Annotated in this window: 15 protein-coding genes; 12 read left to right on the top strand and 3 right to left on the bottom strand. The window is 67.3% G+C overall.

The annotated features are described in order from the left end of the window. Positions 1 to 327 precede the first annotated feature (327 nt). The 10 genes from queF to CKW06_RS21135 all read left to right on the top strand — a co-directional run bounded on the left by queF (position 328) and on the right by CKW06_RS21135 (position 10,313). Positions 328 to 1,146 (top strand): NADPH-dependent 7-cyano-7-deazaguanine reductase QueF, encoded by an 819-nt coding sequence (gene queF, locus CKW06_RS21180; RefSeq protein WP_024957686.1) that lies wholly within the window; start codon positions 328 to 330, stop codon positions 1,144 to 1,146. Positions 1,147 to 1,431: 285 nt separating this feature from the next. Further along, on the top strand, positions 1,432 to 1,725 hold the full coding sequence (locus CKW06_RS21175) for a LysM peptidoglycan-binding domain-containing protein (protein WP_005411287.1): 294 nt from the start codon (positions 1,432 to 1,434) through the stop codon (positions 1,723 to 1,725). A gap of 45 nt (positions 1,726 to 1,770) precedes the next feature. Next, positions 1,771 to 2,283: a hypothetical protein gene (locus CKW06_RS21170; protein WP_005411286.1), complete on the top strand. Its 513-nt coding sequence runs from the start codon at positions 1,771 to 1,773 to the stop codon at positions 2,281 to 2,283. A gap of 342 nt (positions 2,284 to 2,625) precedes the next feature. After that, a complete protein-coding gene (locus tag CKW06_RS21165) occupies positions 2,626 to 4,848 on the top strand; it encodes an NADP-dependent isocitrate dehydrogenase (protein ID WP_024957687.1) in 2,223 nt (740 codons plus the stop codon). 313 nt (positions 4,849 to 5,161) lie between these two features. Continuing rightward, positions 5,162 to 6,124 (top strand): hypothetical protein, encoded by a 963-nt coding sequence (locus CKW06_RS21160; RefSeq protein WP_024957688.1) that lies wholly within the window; start codon positions 5,162 to 5,164, stop codon positions 6,122 to 6,124. After that, on the top strand, positions 6,117 to 6,665 hold the full coding sequence (locus CKW06_RS21155; protein ID WP_024957689.1) for a GTP-binding protein: 549 nt from the start codon (positions 6,117 to 6,119) through the stop codon (positions 6,663 to 6,665). Before CKW06_RS21160 ends, CKW06_RS21155 begins: the two co-directional genes overlap by 8 nt. Then, positions 6,658 to 7,074 carry a roadblock/LC7 domain-containing protein gene (locus tag CKW06_RS21150; RefSeq protein ID WP_005414671.1) on the top strand — a complete coding sequence of 139 codons (417 nt, stop codon included), beginning with the start codon at positions 6,658 to 6,660 and terminating at the stop codon, positions 7,072 to 7,074. Before CKW06_RS21155 ends, CKW06_RS21150 begins: the two co-directional genes overlap by 8 nt. Positions 7,075 to 7,127: 53 nt before the next feature. Next, positions 7,128 to 7,487 carry a hypothetical protein gene (locus tag CKW06_RS21145; RefSeq protein WP_005411280.1) on the top strand — a complete coding sequence of 120 codons (360 nt, stop codon included), beginning with the start codon at positions 7,128 to 7,130 and terminating at the stop codon, positions 7,485 to 7,487. Positions 7,488 to 7,633: 146 nt separating this feature from the next. Then, positions 7,634 to 9,364: a bifunctional isocitrate dehydrogenase kinase/phosphatase gene (gene aceK / locus CKW06_RS21140; protein ID WP_024957690.1), complete on the top strand. Its 1,731-nt coding sequence runs from the start codon at positions 7,634 to 7,636 to the stop codon at positions 9,362 to 9,364. A gap of 61 nt (positions 9,365 to 9,425) precedes the next feature. After that, positions 9,426 to 10,313, top strand: a complete 888-nt coding sequence (locus CKW06_RS21135; protein WP_024957691.1) for an energy transducer TonB — start codon at positions 9,426 to 9,428, stop codon at positions 10,311 to 10,313. 34 nt (positions 10,314 to 10,347) lie between these two features. Here the strand turns inward: CKW06_RS21135 and CKW06_RS21130 are convergent, their stop codons facing one another. From CKW06_RS21130 to trxA, 3 genes are all read right to left on the bottom strand, one after another. Continuing rightward, on the bottom strand, positions 10,348 to 11,922 hold the full coding sequence (locus CKW06_RS21130; protein WP_005411277.1) for a sensor domain-containing diguanylate cyclase: 1,575 nt from the start codon (positions 11,920 to 11,922) through the stop codon (positions 10,348 to 10,350). A 209-nt stretch (positions 11,923 to 12,131) separates the two neighbouring features. Beyond that, entirely contained in the window at positions 12,132 to 13,871 is a 1,740-nt protein-coding gene (gene rho, locus CKW06_RS21125) for a transcription termination factor Rho (RefSeq protein ID WP_024957692.1), read from the bottom strand. 228 nt (positions 13,872 to 14,099) lie between these two features. Next, positions 14,100 to 14,429 (bottom strand): thioredoxin, encoded by a 330-nt coding sequence (gene trxA, locus CKW06_RS21120; RefSeq protein WP_005411275.1) that lies wholly within the window; start codon positions 14,427 to 14,429, stop codon positions 14,100 to 14,102. Positions 14,430 to 14,940: 511 nt separating this feature from the next. On the opposite strand from trxA, the gene rhlB reads away from it, so the two are divergent. Further along, complete coding sequence (rhlB, locus tag CKW06_RS21110) at positions 14,941 to 16,668, top strand: ATP-dependent RNA helicase RhlB (protein WP_038646339.1); 1,728 nt, start codon at positions 14,941 to 14,943, stop codon at positions 16,666 to 16,668. 177 nt (positions 16,669 to 16,845) lie between these two features. Continuing rightward, positions 16,846 to 17,532: a cell division ATP-binding protein FtsE gene (gene ftsE, locus CKW06_RS21105; protein WP_024958450.1), complete on the top strand. Its 687-nt coding sequence runs from the start codon at positions 16,846 to 16,848 to the stop codon at positions 17,530 to 17,532.

Genomic DNA, 17,532 nt, shown 5'->3' with positions numbered 1-17,532 from the left:
CTGTTGGTGCCCGCTGCTGTTGGTGGGTGCCGACCGTTGGTCGGCACGGCGGACGTCATGAACGTCTGAAGGATCGGCTTTTGATCTTGATTTTTCTGATCTTTCCCGTGGTGGCGCGGGAAATTGTCCATGGCCGGGAGGGTGGGTTGGCTGGGGGCGTGAGCCGCATGGATGCGGCGACCGAGCTTACATGGACGTACTTGCAGCGGCCCCCAGCCAACCCACCCTCCCGGCCGACCCCGAGATCGTGCCTGAACCACCACGGAGGGGCTCCGCCGTTGGCCGGCCCGGCCGAAGGCCCGCCGTCCGCGCGATACAATGCCCCCCATGAACACCCCACAGGATTCCAGCCTCGGTCGCGAGGTCAGTTACCCGTCGCAGTACGATCCCGGCCTGCTGTTTCCCATCCCCCGCAGCGGCGCCCGCGCCGAGATCGGCCTCGATGACGCCGCGCTGCCGTTCGTCGGCCATGACCGCTGGCACGCCTTCGAGCTGAGCTGGCTCGACCCGCGTGGCAAGCCGCAGGTGGCCGTGGCCACCGTGCAGGTGCCGTGCACCTCGCCGCGGCTGATCGAATCGAAGTCGTTCAAGCTGTACCTCAACTCCCTCAACAGCACCCGCATCGACAGCGCCGAGGCACTGCGCGTGCGCATCGTGGCGGATCTGTCGGATTGTGCCGGTGCGCCGGTCCAGGTCGAGTTCGGGCTGCCGGGCCTGCGCGAGACGCCGCTCGGTGAATCCATCGACGGGCTGGAGCTGGAGATCGACTGCTACGGCCCGCCGCAGGCGGACTTTCTCTCGGCCAATGCCGGTGAGGTGGTGGAGGAGACCCTGGTTTCGGCACTGCTGAAGTCCAACTGCCCGGTCACCGGCCAGCCGGACTGGGCGACGGTCAGCCTGCGTTACCGCGGGCCGAAGATCGATCGTGCCGGCCTGCTGCGCTATCTGGTCAGCTACCGCGAGCACGCCGAGTTCCACGAGCAGTGCGTTGAGCGGATCTTCAGCGAGGTGTCTGCGCGCTGCCAGCCGCAATGGCTGGAAGTGGAGGCGCGCTATACCCGCCGTGGTGGCCTGGACATCAACCCGTGGCGCGCCAGTCCCGGCATTGCCGCCCCGGCCGCGACCTACCGCGAACTGCGCCAGTAACCGCCGCAGGCGGTTGCCCGTTGTGCCGGGCCATGCCCGGCGAACACCGGCCAGCGGCCGGCACTACCATGATTCGCAGGCGGTTACGGGTAGTGCCGGCCGCTGGCCGGCAATCGGCCAAGGCCGGATCCCCCTGGCACAGCCGGCCAGCGGCCGGCACTACCGGGCACCGTCTCTCCCGATTGTTCAGCCGCCCCCGGGGGCGGCTTCACATCTGCACCATCCCCATTTAACAACCGCCATGGCACCGTGCGAGCCACGTAGTCATGCAGACGGGAGTTGTGGATGAGTACCGAGAAGAAAGCCGATTTCTCCGGCGTCAGCGCCAGCGTCGACAGTACCGCCGAGCAGGTGCCGAAGGCGGACTTCTCCGGCGTGAGCGCTTCGGTGGACAGCACCGCCGAGATCGTCAGCGGCGGCACCTATACCGTGCAGAAGGGTGACTCGCTGTCGAAGATCGCCAAGCAGCATCTGGGCGACGCCAACGCCTGGAAGAAGATCTTCGAAGCCAATCGCGATGTGCTTGACGACCCGGACAAGATCTTCCCGGGCCAGACCCTGAAACTGCCGCCGAAGTAAGCCGGCGATCAAACGCCGTCCGACAATCCCTGGGAGGAACCCCGAATGATCAAGACCACCCCGCTCCAGACCGCCCTGATCGCCGCCCTGCTGGGCAGCGTTGCCTTGGTCGGTTGCAAGAAGAAGGAAGAGTCAACCGACACCAATGCGGCTCCGGCCGCCACGGCTCCGGCCGAGCCGGCAGCGCCGGCACCGATGACCGGTGCACCGCCGCCGATGGCGGAAGCTGCCGCGGTCAGCGTTTCCACCGTCACCGTGGGCAAGACCGCTGCCGCCGACAAATCGGTCGCCCCGGCTGCACTGTTCTCGCCGAAGGATGATGTCATCGTCTCGGTCAAGACCGATGGCGCCGCCAACAACGTCAATGTCGGTGCCAAGCTGACCTTCCAGGACGGCCAGGTGGCCGGCGAACAGACCGCGACCCTGAATGCCAGCGGCGCGGAGACCACCAACGTCACGTTCAAGAATGCAAAGGGCTGGCCGGCCGGCAAGTACCGCGCCGAGGTCACGGTCGATGGCAAGGCGGCTGGAACGCCGCAGGAGTTCGAGGTCAAGTAAGTCCTGCCGACTCTCTCCCGGCAGGACTCACGATGGACGCAGCCGCAAGGCTGCGTCCTTTTTTATTGGCCGGTGGCTGGCTTCATCCATGCATGGCGTGGATCCACTGACGGCGGCGTTCGCGCAGATCCACGCCGCGCGTGGATGGATCACAGCGTTGCCGCCGTGCAGTACCGCCGCGTATGGCGCGGCTTTGCCCCGCGCGGCTGAAAACGCGACAATGCAGGGGTTTCCCCGCCGCGCGCCCACCCTGACGGCGACGGGGGAAAGCGACACGGTTGCACGTGGCCCGGCGCTGGCGCCGGCCTTCCCCTGAGCATTGCTACAGAGTCCAAGTCCCCCATGTCCAAGATCCTCTACACGCTGACCGACGAAGCACCGTTCCTGGCGACCCAGTCGCTGCTGCCGATCGTCGACGCCTACACCGCCACTGCCGGCATCGTGGTGGAAACCCGTGACATCTCGCTGTCCGGCCGCATCCTGTCGCAGTTCCCGGAACTGCTGTCCGACGCGCAGAAGGTCAGCGACGACCTGGCCGAGCTGGGCCAGCTGGCGACCACCCCGGACGCCAACATCATCAAGCTGCCGAACATCTCCGCCTCGGTGCCGCAGTTGAAGGCGGCCATCAAGGAACTGCAGGACCAGGGCTATGCGCTGCCGGATTACCCGGAAACCCCGGCAGACGACCAGCAGCGCGACTACAAGGCGCGCTACGACAAGGTCAAGGGCAGTGCGGTGAACCCGGTTCTGCGCGAAGGCAACTCCGACCGTCGTGCACCGCTGTCGGTGAAGAACTACGCGCGCAAGCACCCACACCGCATGGGCGCCTGGGCGTCGGATTCGAAGTCGCACGTCGCGCACATGGCCGCCGGCGATTTCTACGGCAGCGAGAAGTCGGCCACCCTGGCCAACGCCGGTGCGCTGAAGATCACCTTCCACGGCAAGGACGGCAGCGCCGTCGTGCTGAAGGAAAAGACCACGGTCAAGGCCGGCGAGATCGTCGATGCCGCCGTCATGAGCCGCAAGGCGCTGGCCGCGTTCATCGGTGAGCAGATCGCCGATGCCAAGGCCCAGGGCGTGCTGTTCTCGCTGCACCTGAAGGCGACCATGATGAAGGTCTCCGACCCGATCATGTTCGGTGTGGCGGTCAACGAGTTCTACAAGGACGTGCTGGCCAAGCACGCCGACGTGCTCAAGCAGGCCGGTTTCGATGCCAACAACGGCATCGGTGACCTGGCCGCGCGCCTGCCGTCGCTGCCCGAAGCCACCCGCGCCGCGATCGAAGCGGACCTGGCCGCCGAGTACGCGCAGCGTCCGGGCGTGGCCATGGTCAATTCGGACAAGGGCATCACCAACCTGCACGTGCCGAGCGACGTGATCGTCGACGCCTCGATGCCGGCGATGATCCGCGACTCGGGCAAGATGTGGAACGCCGAAGGCAAGCTGCAGGACACCAAGGCGGTCATTCCGGACCGCTGCTACGCCGGCGTGTACCAGGCCGTCATCGACGACTGCAAGGCGCACGGCGCCTTCGACCCGGCCACCATGGGTTCGGTGCCGAACGTCGGCCTGATGGCGCAGAAGGCCGAAGAGTACGGTTCGCACGACAAGACCTTCCAGATCGCCGCCGACGGCGTGGTCAAGGTCACCGACGATGCCGGCAACGTGGTGTTCGAACACGCCGTGGAAGCCGGTGACATCTGGCGCATGTGCCAGACCAAGGACGCGCCGATCCAGGACTGGGTCAAGCTGGCCGTCGAACGCGCCCGCCTGAGCAGCACCCCGGCCGTGTTCTGGCTGGATGCCGCCCGCGCCCACGACGCGCAGGTCATCGCCAAGGTCGAGCAGTACCTGAAGAACCACGACACCACCGGCCTGGACATCCGCATCCTGCCGCCGGTGGAAGCCACCGCGTTCTCGCTGGACCGCATCCGCAAGGGCGAGGACACCATCTCGGTGACCGGCAACGTGCTGCGCGACTACCTGACCGACCTGTTCCCGATCATGGAGCTGGGCACCAGCGCCAAGATGCTGTCGATCGTGCCGCTGATGGCCGGTGGCGGCCTGTTCGAGACCGGCGCCGGTGGTTCGGCCCCGAAGCACGTGCAGCAGTTCGTCGAAGAGGACTACCTGCGCTGGGATTCGCTGGGTGAGTTCCTGGCCCTGGCCGCGTCGCTGGAACACCTGGGCAACCGCTACGACAACGCCGCCGCCCGCGTGCTGGCCAAGGCGCTGGACGAAGCCAACGGCCAGTTCCTGGACAACGACAAGTCGCCGTCGCGCAAGCTGGGTGGCATCGACAACCGTGGCAGCCACTTCTACATCGCGCTGTACTGGGCGCAGGCGCTGGCCGCACAGGACGAAGATGCGGCACTGAAGGCACGCTTCGCACCGCTGGCCAAGGCACTGACCGACAACGAGCAGAAGATCGTCGAAGAGCTGATCGCGGTGCAGGGCAAGGCCGTGGACATCGGCGGCTACTACCGCCCGGACGTCGCCAAGGCGAGCAAGGCGATGCGCCCGAGCGCGACCTTCAACGCCGCGCTGGAGCAGCTGCGCGGCTGATCATCGCCGTTCGGTCGTGACACCGGAACCCGCGCTTCGGCGCGGGTTTCTTTTGGGCTCCGGGTCAGAACCCTTTTGCCATGCAAAAGGGATCTCACCCCATTCGACCCGCGTCCAGAACCGTGATTCCCGTCGGCTGTCGGAATGTCGTCAACGAGGCATGAAACTTGCCCGCGATGGCCGTCGCAGAACTGATCGGACACCGTCTGCAACCGCCCTCGATCTGAGCAGTCGATCACGACGGCTGCCGCTGGCGATGCCCTAGCCTTGGCGACGCGAGGCCACCGGGGAGGTGGCCGCACGGGGAACACGGATGGCACGCGTGCTGGTAGTGGGAACCGACATCCAGGGCGAGCAGGCCCTGCTGCAGCGGCTGCGCGTGGCATCGGCCCTGCCGGACGGCCAGATCCGCCGCAGCCAGGACCTGGACGATTGCGACCTGCTGGTCATCCGCGATACGCCGGCGCTGCGCAACGCGGCCCAGCGCATGCGCCAGCAGCGTCCGCGACTGCAGTGCTGGATCGAAGACATCGGCGGCCAGCTGCGTGATGGCGACGGGCACCAGGACGTGCTTGATGACAGTGCCATCGGTCGCGCGCTGCGTCGCATGCAGTTGGCAGTGGAGCCCTTGGCCATGCACGCACCCGCACCGATCCGCCTGGCTGATGGTGCGCATGCCATCACCCGTCTGCTGCGCGAGCGGCTGCCGCTGCGACAGGGCCAGGCCCTGTTGAGTGATGCGGGCGAGCCTCTGCTGCTGATGGACCTGGAGCATGACCAGGCCGTGCTGCTGCAGGAACCGGCTACGGCCCTGGTGGAGCGTTTGGCCGATGCCTTCGAACGCCTGCAGCTGGATGCGCTGACACCCGCACGCCTGCATGGCCTGGCCGGCGAACGGCCACGCCAGCCACTGCGGCCGCTGCTGTGGCAATGGGCGCAACGCAGCCGCCATTGGCAGGCACTGGACGAACGCCTGCGCGGTGCTTCGGTAAAGCTGCTGCGCTGGCCCGACTTCCGTGTGCTGGGCCATGACCATGATGGCTTCCGCCTGTGCTCGCTGCTGCTCAAGCGCGCGTGCACGGTGGACGAGTGCGCGATGTTGCTTGATCTGCCGCCTGCGGCCGTGCGTGATTTCATCCATGCCGCTTACCTGTGCGGTTACGCGCAGCTGCAGGCAGCACCGGCGGTACCGCTGGCGGAACGCGCTGCCGGCGCTGACAACGGCCTGCTCGCCCGCCTGTGGCGTCACCTGCGTGGGAGCGAACGCAATGCGTGAGCACAAGGTGGTGGTGCTGGGCGGCATGGGCAGTGGCAAGTCGACCCTGGTGCGCAGCATCGCAGCCGGCGCGGTGGTCGACACCGACGTGGCCAACAGCGACCGCCTCGGTGCCGACAAGGCCTCCACCACGGTCGCCCTGGACTATGCGGATATCGACCTGCCCAATGGCGAGCGGCTGCGCCTGTATGGCACGCCGGGCCAGCAGCGCTTCGATTTCCTCTGGCCGATCCTGCTGCAGGGCGCCCGCGGCGCCGTGCTGCTGCTGGATGCGCGGCGCGCGGGCGTGGTTGCCGAACTGGAGGATTATCTGCAGGTGTTGCGGCCGTTCGCATCGTCATTGGCGCTGGTGGTGGCCGTCACCCATCTCGACCAGGCACCGCACGCCGCGCTGGATGAGTGGCTCGCACGTGCGAGCCTCGATGATCAACCGCTGCCTTTGCTGGCGGTGGATGCCCGCGACCGCGAACAGGGATTGCTGCTGATGGATGTATTGATGGGCGAGATGGAAGCGCACGCACTGGTGGCCGCGCATGGCTGACGGACAGGTGGCGCTACTGCCCGACGCCGGCCAGCGTGAGCGCCTGCAGCCCTTGCTGCGAGACCTGCAGCAGCGGGTGGAAGGCATACGCACGGTGGTGCTGGCCAGTGTGGATGGCTTCGCCCTGGTCAGTGCCGGTGCCGAAGGGCGCGGTGAACGCCTGGCAGCGATGACCAGCGCGATGCTGGCGCTGGCTGCAGCAGTGGGGCGCGAACTGGTGCTTGGGGATCTGCAGACGCTGATGCTGGAAGCCGCGGGCGGCAAGGTGCTGATGCTGGCGATCCAGGCCGAGGGACGCGCACCGCTGCTGCTGATGGCGGCTTGCGACCAGCGCAGCGTGATCGGCCAGGTGCTGTGGCAGAGCAGGGAATGTGGCCAGGCGATCCTGGCCGAACTCGGCGGATCGTGAGCCCGGCCGCAGGGGAACGAGGGGCTCGAACCAACATCGACAAGGGGTGCGACGTGGCTGGACTGAATGAATCGTTGAACGCATTGATGGGCATCGACGGCGCGCAGGCAGTGGCGCTGGTCGACTATGAAAGCGGCATGCTGCTGGGCGAAGCCGGTGCCGGCATGGACATGGAAGTGGCCGCCGCCGGCAACACCGAAGTGATCCGTGCCAAGATGAAGACCGCCGCATCGCTGAACCTCAACGACAGCATCGAGGACATCCTGATCTCGTTGGGCAAGGCGTACCACATCATGCGCCCAGTGGCGAAGAAGAAGGGCCTGTTCTTCTACATCGTGCTGGACCGTACCAGGTCCAACCTGGCATTGGCGCGGCGCAAGGTGCAGGACGTGGAAGCCGAACTGGCGATCTGAGCCAGTAGTGCCGGCTGCTGGCCGGCATCTGCATCGATTCATCGACGGTCCAGGTGCTGCCGGCCAGCGGCCGGCACTACCTTCGCGCTCGACGGCATCGCACACGCCAGCGTATGGTGAAGCCGGTCCTCCCGGGTGAGCCATGCATGTCCAGGCCTGACATCGCTGCCGAGCTGGCACCGCGCATCGCGGTAGCCATCCGCGACGGTTTCGAGCAGTACCACGCCCGCTTTGCGGCGATCACCGCGCGGGCGCGGCAGCGCTTCGAGCAGCGCGACTGGGCCGGCGCCCGGCAGGATGCGGTCGAGCGCATCGCCCTGTACGACCTGTGCATCGCCGAGCAGATGGATGCGCTGCGCCGCCTCGCCGGTGACGCGATCGGCGAGCGCGCGCTGTGGTTGCGGGTGCACGCCCGCTACAGCGCGCTGCTGCAGGGCCTGATCGACGCGGAGCTGTACAAGACCTTCTACAACACGTTGTCGCGACGCCTGTTCGCTACCCGCGGCGTGGACCCGGCGCTGGAGTTCATCGCCTTCGATGTCGAACCCTCCGATGCCATCACCCACCCGGTGGCGCGGCATACCTACGCGGTTTCGCCGACGCGGCCGGTGGAGGCGCTGCAGCGGGTGCTGGCCGACTATCGCTTCGATATCCCCTATGCGCACCAGCTGCGCTGCGCCGCGGCCATCGCGGTGCGCCTGCAGGATGACCTGGCCCACTGGGGCGATACGCCGGTACGCAGCATCGAGCTGCTCGACACGGTGTTCTACCGCGAGCGCCGCGCTTACCTGGTTGGCCGCGTGTTCGGCGAGCACCGGTTCTCGCCGTGCGTGATTGCCCTGGTGAACGACGAGCGTGGCCTGCGCGCCGATGCGGTGCTGACCCGGCGCCGGGACGTGGCCCACCTGTTCGGCGTGTCACGCAGCTATTTCCAGGCCAACCTGGCCACGGTCGGTGATGCGGTGGTGTTCCTGCGCAGTCTGCTGCCGGGCAAGCCCATCGATGAGATCTACACCGTGCTGGGCCGCGCCAAGCAGGGCAAGACCGAGCGCTACCGCACCTTCTTCCGTCATTTCAACGAGCACCCGCAGGAGCGGCTGGTGCATGCCGAGGGCACGCCGGGCATGGTCATGGCGGTGTTCACCCTGCCCAGTTACCCGCTGGTGTTCAAGCTGATCCGCGACCGTTTCGCGTGGCCCAAGGCGATGTCGCGGCAGCAGGTGGAAGAGAAGTACGCGCTGGTGTTCAACCTCGATCGTGTCGGCCGCCTGCTCGATGCGCAGCCCTATCGTCATCTGCGCTTCCCGCGCGAGCGCTTTGCGCCGGCCCTGCTGGATGAACTGCTGCAGCAGTGCGCGCAGAGCGTACGCATCGATGGCGATGAGGTTGAAGTCGCACTGTGCTATGTGCAGCGTCGTTTTCGTCCCTTGAATCTCTACCTGCGCGAGCAGGGCGGGGAGGCGGTGCGGGCGGCGGTGCTCGACTATGCGCAGGCGATCACCGACATGGCGCGCAACAACATCTTCCCCGGTGACATGCTGCCGAAGAATTTCGGCGTATCACGGCATGGCCGGGCCGTATTCTACGACTACGACGAGCTGTGCCTGGTCAGCGACTGCGTGTTCCGCGCCTGGCCGCAGCCGCGTACGCCGGAGGAAGCGATGTCCGACGAGCCATGGTTCCATGTGGGTCCGCGCGACGTGTTTCCCGAGCGCTTCGGCCCGTTCATGGGCCTGCCCGCTGCAGAGCTGGCAGCGGTGCGCGAGCACTACCGGCACCTGTTCGACCCGGGCTGGTGGCAGGGCCTGCAGGAACGTTTCGCCCGCGGTGACTATCCGGACACGCCGCCCTATGCTGGCGGGCACCGGTTGGCGTGAGCCAGCTGTCATGGGTGTTGGGACTGAGGTACTCTCGCCATTCATCACCAAGGATCCGGCAATGATGCGTCCCCCCCTGTTTCTCGCTCTCGCGTTGGCCGTTGGTGCCGGCACCCCACTGTTCGCCGGCGATGCCAGCGCACAGACCACGCGCGCGGTGCGTGCCACCGCGGAGATGAGCATGGTGCTCTCTGGCCATATCGAGGTCACGCCCGAGGGCGCGGTCAGTTCGTTGGTACTGGACCAGAAGTCGATGCTGTCTCCGAGCATCGCGTCCTTCGTGGAGGGCACCATCGGTGGCTGGCGCTTCGAACCCACCCTGCGCGATGGCATGGCGGTGGCGGCACGTGCGCCATTGCGGGTGCGCCTGCGGGGCAAGGCCATGGCCGATGGTGGCTACGAAGTCAGCATGACCAGCGTCAACTTCAGCGAGTACGATGAGAAAGCCACAGATTCGGTGACCCAAGGTCGCATGGCGCCCCCGCGTTATCCGGAAGAGGTCTATCGGAGTGGCGGCCAAGGCGAAGTGCTGCTGGTGGTCAGGATCGCGCGTGACGGCACGGTGGCCGATGTCGTTGCCGAGCAGGTGAACATGACCGTAGTCGGACGCGAGCGCACCCTTGCCAAGATGCGCGAAATCCTGGCCAGGGCCGCCGTCAGCAGTGCCCGCAAGTGGACGTTCAACCCACCGACCACCGGCGAAGCCAGCACCCGCGACAGCTGGACGGTACGCATACCGGTCAATTTCGGCCTGAACGATGATCCCAATGGAGCGGAGCGCTATGGCCGCTGGCGTGCCTTCATCCCGGGCCCACGGCAGGCCGTGCCGTGGCGGAAGGCAGATGCGATCGAGCAGGCCGGCAGCGACCTGCTGCCCGAGGGCGGCATCTACATGGTGGACGGCGCCAAGCGCGGCCTGCGCCTGCTGACGCCGCTGGAGCAGGGCTGACGATCACTGCGGAGCCGGCCCGCCCGGCTCCGCGTCAATCGGCGTAGGGGTAGACCACCACCCGGTTGCGGCCCTGTTCCTTGGCCAGGTACAGCGCCTTGTCGGCCAGCCGCAGTGCCTGCTCGGCATCGACATGGAAACTGGGGAAGTGGGCCACGCCCAGCGAGACGGTGATGGTGCCGACCGGTTCAAACGGATGGTCGGCAATGTGCTGGCGCAGACGCTCGCCAGCCTGTCGCGCTGACTCGGCGCTGATGCCCGGCAACAGCAGCAGGAACTCCTCGCCACCGGCGCGGCAGAGGATGTCGCTGTCGCGCGAGTAGCGGCGCATCTGGTTGGCGATGTGGACGATGGCAGCGTCGCCGACGTCATGGCCGTGGTTGTCATTGATCGATTTGAAGCGATCGATGTCCAGCGCCAGGATCGCGAACGGGATGCCCTGTACCTGCAGGGCATCCAGCGCCTGCTGCAGGCCGCGGCGGTTGAGAAGACTGGTCAGCGGATCGGTGCGGCTGGCGCGGTTGAGCGTGCCGATGCGGTCCTGCAGCGCATTGAAGCTGTGCAGTACCGCCTGCTTGAGCTGGGCGACCTCGAAGTACCACGCGCGGATGCCGCTGACGTGGCTGATCGCATTGCCAGTGTCTTCGCCGCCCTGCACGTTGCGTGCGAGCTGCCACAGCGGCATCGAGATGCGACGGGCGAACCACCAGGTGATCAGCAGCGACAGCAGGCCCAGCGGGATTGCGTTCCAGATTACCGCAGTCATCAACCGCGACAGCGGCTGCAGCGTGGCCTCGGTCGGGCGCTGGGCGATGATGCCCCAGCCGGTGGCCGCCACCGGCGCATAGCCGGCCAGCATCGAAACGCCCAGGTTGTTGCGCACCTGCTGCGCGCCACGCTCGCCGCGCACCACGGCCTTTACTGCGGGGTTGCCGACCACGTAGTCGCCCACCCGCTTGCCATCGGCGTGGTACAGCAGGCGGCCATGGCGATCGACCACGTACAGGTAGGAACCATCACGGTAGTAGTGCTTGCCCAGCAGCGTGTGCAGTGCGCTGCGCTGGCGCAGGTACAGGGTGCCGCTGACGTAACCACGGTAGTGGCCCTGGCGATCGAAGATCGGGTGCGACAGCGAGACCAGCAGCTTGCCGGTGGCCGACTGGTACGGGTCGCTGATCATCGGCTGGCGCGCGGCCAGCGCGGCATTGTTGCCGACGCTGTGCAGTACTTCGCCCTGCAGCTGCAGGGTCTGCGGCGAGGTGGCGATCACCAGGCCGTCGGCATCCACCACCAGCGAAGAGTTGAAGCTGTTGGTCTGCAGCTGCAGGCGGCTGGCTTCGTCCTGGGCCTGTGCCGGGTCGAGGTTGCCCTGGCCGAGCCGCGTGGCGGCGTAGGCCAGTTCCTGCTGGGCAGCCAGCAGGAAGTTCTGGGTCGTTTCGGCCAGTTTGGTTGCGTAGACGCGGTTGGCCTCCAGGGTGTTGCCGACCAGCTGGTCGCGCTGCACCCGGTAGCTGGCCAGCAGGGTGTTGGCCAGCGCGATGATGGCGCTGAGCAGGGCCAGGGCGAGGATCAGCTTGCCCAGGTTGAGGCGGGGAGACAGCGTTCGCATGCGTCGACGGATCCGGCAGGAGGCTGGACCCGACCGGTTCTCCGGAAGGGGCGACAGCGGGAATCGGTGGCCAGGCCCTCGGGGCCGGGCAGGGCATCGGGCGGATTATCGCCAAAACCGGGCGGCGGTGAAGTGAAGTGGGTCGCCCTGCAGGCAAAAAAAAACCTGCCGCAGCGAGCGGCAGGTTCTTTTCGATGCAATGCCGTGGATCAGCGCTTCATCGAACCGAAGAACTCGTCGTTGGACTTGGTGTTCTTCATCTTGTCCAGCAGGAACTCCATCGCGGCCATTTCATCCATCGGATGCAGCAGCTTGCGCAGGATCCAGATCTTCTGCAGCAGTTCCGGTTCGATCAGCAGGTCTTCGCGGCGGGTGCCGGAACGGTTGATGTCGATGGCCGGGAACACGCGCTTTTCAGCGATGCGACGGCTCAGGTGCACTTCGCTGTTGCCGGTGCCCTTGAACTCTTCGTAGATCACCTCGTCCATCTTCGAGCCGGTGTCGACCAGCGCGGTGGCGATGATGGTCAGGCTGCCGCCTTCTTCCACGTTGCGCGCGGCACCGAAGAAGCGCTTCGGGCGGTGCAGGGCGTTGGCGTCCACGCCACCGGTCAGCACCTTGCCCGAGCTCGGCACCACGTTGTTGTAGGCGCGGGCCAGGCGGGTGATCGAGTCGAGCAGGATCACCACGTCCTTCTTGTGCTCGACCAGGCGCTTGGCGCGCTCGATGACCATTTCGGCCACCTGCACGTGGCGCGCGGCCGGTTCGTCGAAGGTCGAGCTGATGACCTCGCCGCGCACGGTGCGCTGCATTTCGGTCACTTCTTCCGGGCGCTCGTCGATCAGCAGCACGATCAGGTGCACGTCCGGGTGGTTGGTGGTGATGGCGGTGGCGACCTGCTGCATCATCATGGTCTTGCCGGCCTTCGGCTGCGACACGATGAGCGAGCGCTGGCCCTTGCCCTGCGGCGCCATCAGGTCGAGGATGCGGCCGGTGATGTCTTCCGACGAACCGTTGCCGCGCTCCAGGGTGAAGCGGCGGCGCGGGAACAGGGCGGTCAGGTTCTCGAACAGCACCTTGTTCTTCGACGCTTCGATCGGCTCGCCGTTGATGGTGTCGACGATGTTCAGCGCGAAGTAGCGCTCGCCGTCCTTCGGGAAGCGGATGCGGCCGGAGATATGGTCGCCGGTGCGCAGGTTGAAGCGGCGGATCTGGCTGGGCGAGATATAGGTGTCGTCCGGGCCGGCCAGGTAGCTGGCTTCGGCCGCGCGCAGGAAGCCGAAGCCGTCCGGCAGGATTTCCAGCACGCCGTCGGCGGCGACGCCGTCACCGTGGCGGGTCAGTACCTTCAGCAGGGCGAAGATCACATCCTGCTTGCGGGCGCGTGCCACGCCTTCGGAGATCTGCAGCTGCTCGGCGATTTCCAGCAGCTTCTGTGCCGGCATGCGCTTGAGGTCGCTCAGCGAATAGACCGGGAAGCCTTCCGGCACGTTGGCGTGCGGACGCGGCACGAAGGGCTGCTGCTCGCCGCCGTCGTTGGGCATGCCGTCGTCGCGGAAGCGGTTGTTGTTGCGGTCACGGTCGCGGCGGTTGCGGAAGCGGTCACGGCGGTTGCCCTGGCCTTGCCCCTGGCCCTGCTGGCCGTTCTGGTTGTACGGGTTCTGGCCCTGGTTCTGGCCACCGCCCTGGTGGTTCTGCTGCCGCGGCTGGCCGGATTCGCGACCCTCACCACCTTCGCCACCGCCACTGCTGGCAGGGGCCTCGGCGGCGGGCGCGCTCGGTGCGGGGGCCGGTGCCTCGGGCGCGGCGGCCAGCGGCAGGGTCGGCTGCGCCGGAGCGGCGCTGGTTTCGGCGGCTGCCGGGGCGGCGGCCTTGCTCACGCGGGGCTTGCGCACGCGCTTTTCGGCGGGCGCATCGGCGCTGCCGGTTTCGGAAGTGTTATCGGACAAGAGCGTTATTCCTCGCTTGAAGGTGCGAGCGCCCGGCTGGGGCGGCGAACGTTGGGAATGGGTCTGGAAGAAACTGCGTCCAGAGGGTGCGGCACGCGAACGCGGCCGGATGTGCCGACACTATCATCGGCCTGCGGCGCCGTGCAAGGGCTGCCGGGAACAGCATTCATCATGGACGCAGGGCGTCCGCCGGCAGCCGCGGGTGGCGGCTGCCGGAAAACAGCAGGATCAGGCCAGGGCCTTGTCCAGCAGGCCGGCCAGCTGGGCCTTGCCCACCGCACCGATCTGCTCGCCGACCTTCTCGCCGTCCTTGAACACGACCAGGTACGGGATCGAACGCACGTGGTACTTGGCGGCCAGCGCACGATTGTGGTCGACGTTGACCTTGGCGATCTTGGCGCGGCCCTGGTAGGCATCGGCCAGTTCGTCCAGCGCCGGGGCGATCATCTTGCACGGGCCACACCATTCGGCCCAGAAATCGACCAGCACCGGTTCCTTGGAATTCAGCACTGCGCTATCAAAGTCGGCGTCGCCGACATGTACAACCTTGTCGCTCATCTTGGTTTCTCGTCTTGGATTGCACCCGGCCATGCCGGAGGTGGGTGAACTGGGCCATGCCCGGTGGCGCGACCCTCGTCGTTGCCTCGCGGCGCACTGCCGCGGTGCGTTCGGCGGGATGCCTGGACGCTCACGGCCGGCAGTGTACCCCTATCGCAGGGCGGGGACAGGCGCCGGCTGGAACCCAGCGTATCGTGATCGCTTCGAAGCCCGGTATGTGTCGGATTTCACTGTCTTCCCGAAGATGGGGATGGCAGCGGGCGACACCAGCGGGACCGGCGGGGTCGTTCAAGTCCCGTGTGGCTGGATGAAGGCGCGCCGTCTCTCCAGCTGGTGAGACAGGGCATTCCGGTTTGCCGGCCCGAGTGCGTTAAACTGGGCCATTGTGCGGCGCGCGGACCGGGTGGTCCCAGCCTGCCAACCCGCCGCAGGGGCCGCAGTTTGCGACGGTGCCCCTAGACGATGAAGTGCCAGCCGCCCCACGGGCCGGCGGCCATACCAAGACGGACTCATGAGCGACAAACCGCTGACCGATTTGACCTTTTCCTCCTTCGAGCTGCACCCGGCCCTGCAGGCCGGCCTTGAAGGAGCCGGATTCACCCGCTGCACCCCGATCCAGGCGCTGACCCTGCCGGTCGCGCTGCCCGGCGGTGATGTCGCCGGCCAGGCCCAGACCGGCACCGGCAAGACCCTGGCCTTCCTGGTCGCTGTCGTGAACCGCCTGCTGACGCGTCCGGCGCTGGCCGATCGCAAGCCGGAAGATCCGCGTGCGCTGATCCTCGCCCCGACCCGCGAGCTGGCCATCCAGATCCACAAGGATGCGGTGAAGTTCGGTTCCGACCTGGGCCTGCGCTTCGCCCTGGTCTACGGCGGCGTGGATTACGACAAGCAGCGCGAGCTGCTGCAGCAGGGCGTGGACGTGATCATCGCCACCCCGGGCCGCCTGATCGACTACGTCAAGCAGCACAAGGTGGTGTCGCTGCACGCCTGCGAGATCTGCGTGCTGGACGAAGCCGACCGCATGTTCGACCTGGGCTTCATCAAGGACATCCGCTTCCTGCTGCGCCGCATGCCGGAGCGCACCACCCGCCAGACCCTGCTGTTCAGTGCCACCCTCAGCCACCGCGTGCTGGAGCTGGCCTACGAGCACATGAACGAGCCGCAGAAGCTGGTGGTCGAAGCCGAGACCATCACCGCCGCGCGCGTGCGCCAGCGCATCTACTTCCCGGCCGACGACGAGAAGATCCCGCTGCTGCTGGGCCTGCTGTCGCGCAGCGAAGGCGCGCGCACCATGGTCTTCGTCAACACCAAGGTGTTCGTCGAGCGCGTGGCGCGTTCGCTGGAAAAGGCCGGCTACCGTGTCGGCGTGCTGTCCGGCGACGTGCCGCAGAAGAAGCGCGAGAGCCTGCTCAACCGCTTCCAGAAGGGCCAGCTGGAAATCCTGGTGGCCACCGACGTGGCTGCGCGCGGCCTGCACATCGACGGCATCAAGTACGTCTACAACTACGACCTGCCGTTCGACGCCGAAGACTACGTGCATCGCATCGGCCGCACCGCGCGCCTGGGTGAAGAGGGCGACGCGATCAGCTTCGCCTGCGAGCGCTACGCCATGGGCCTGCCGGACATCGAGGCCTACATCGAGCAGAAGATTCCGTCCGAGCCGGTCACCAAGGAACTGCTGACCCCGCTGCCGCGCCCGGAACGCCCGGCACCGGCTGCAGGCGAGGAAGGCGAGGACAACGAAAGCGTCGGCCAGATCTTCCGCGAAGCGCGCGAAGCCCGCGCCGCCGAGGAAGAGCGTCGGGGCGGTGGCCGCAGTGGCGGCCGTTCCGGCGGTGGTGGTGGTGGCCGTGGTGGCCGTGACGGTGAGCGCAGCGGCGAACGCCGTTCGCGTGGCCCGCGCAAGCCACGCGCGGAACGCGAGCAGGGCGCTGCCGCGCCGGCCGCCGGTGCCGAAGGCGCCGCTGCCCAGGCCCCGCGTCCGCCGCGTCCCCCGCGTGCCGAAGGCGCACCGGAAGGTGCGGTGGACGGCGAGCACAAGCCGCGCAAGCGCCGCCGCCGTCGCCACGGTCGTCCGGTCGAGGGTGCCGAGGGCGTGCAGAACGCCGCCGGCAATGGCGCCAGCCCGGTCACGCCGGTGCAGGTGGTGGCCAAGCCGGTGCGCACGGCTGCTGATACCGGCGATTCGTTCCTGACCCGCATCGGCCGCAAGATCCGCCGGATGCTGTCGGGCAGCTGATCGGCGCTGCCGATCAGCGGGTAGCACCCGACCGTTGGTCGGGTGGCTTCAAGGGCGTGCCGGCCAACGGTCGGCACCCACCCTGGCCGGCAGTTGTGTGGGTTGCCGGCCAGCGGCCGGCACTACCGATCGTGTGACCGTCTCCACGACGTCGCGCCGGTCCTGCATAATCGGGGCATGAGTGTCCTGCGCTTCGACAATGTCAGCAAACAGTACGCCGGTGGCCACCAGGCACTGACCGATGTCAGCTTCGAGGTCGCGCCGGGCGAGATGCTGTTCGTCACCGGCCATTCCGGTGCGGGCAAAAGCACCCTGCTCAAGTTGATTCATCTGGACGAGCGGCCCAGCCGTGGCGCGGTGGTGTTCGACGAGCGCAACCTGCTGAAGGTGCGTGGCGGCGATGTGCCCCGCCACCGTCGCGCGGTGGGTGCGGTCTACCAGGACCACCGCCTGTTGATGGACCGCTCGATCGCCGAGAACGTGGCGCTGCCGCTGATCCTGCGCGGCACCCGCCGTGGCGACATCAGCAAGCGCGTGCGCTCGGTGCTGGAACGGATGGGCCTGGGCCACCGCGAGAAGGCGCTGCCCTCGCAGCTGTCGGCCGGTGAGCAGCAGCGCGTTGGCATCGCCCGCGCCATCGTCGGTGAGCCCAAGCTGCTGGTGGCCGATGAGCCGACCGGCAACCTCGACCCGACCCTGGCGGCGGAGATCATGGCCCTGTTCGCCGAGCTGCCCGCGCGCGGCACCAGCGTGCTGGTGGTGAGCCACGACCTGCCGCTGCTGCGCCGCATGCGCAAGCGCGTGCTGATCCTCGACCACGGCCGGCTGGTGGATGACATCTCGCCGCAGGACCTGGCGGAGTAA

Source organism: Stenotrophomonas maltophilia (assembly GCF_900186865.1).
Taxonomy (GTDB): Bacteria; Pseudomonadota; Gammaproteobacteria; order Xanthomonadales; family Xanthomonadaceae; genus Stenotrophomonas; species Stenotrophomonas maltophilia.
Note: the sequence above shows the minus strand (reverse complement) of the source record. Positions and strands in the feature narration are given on the sequence as shown.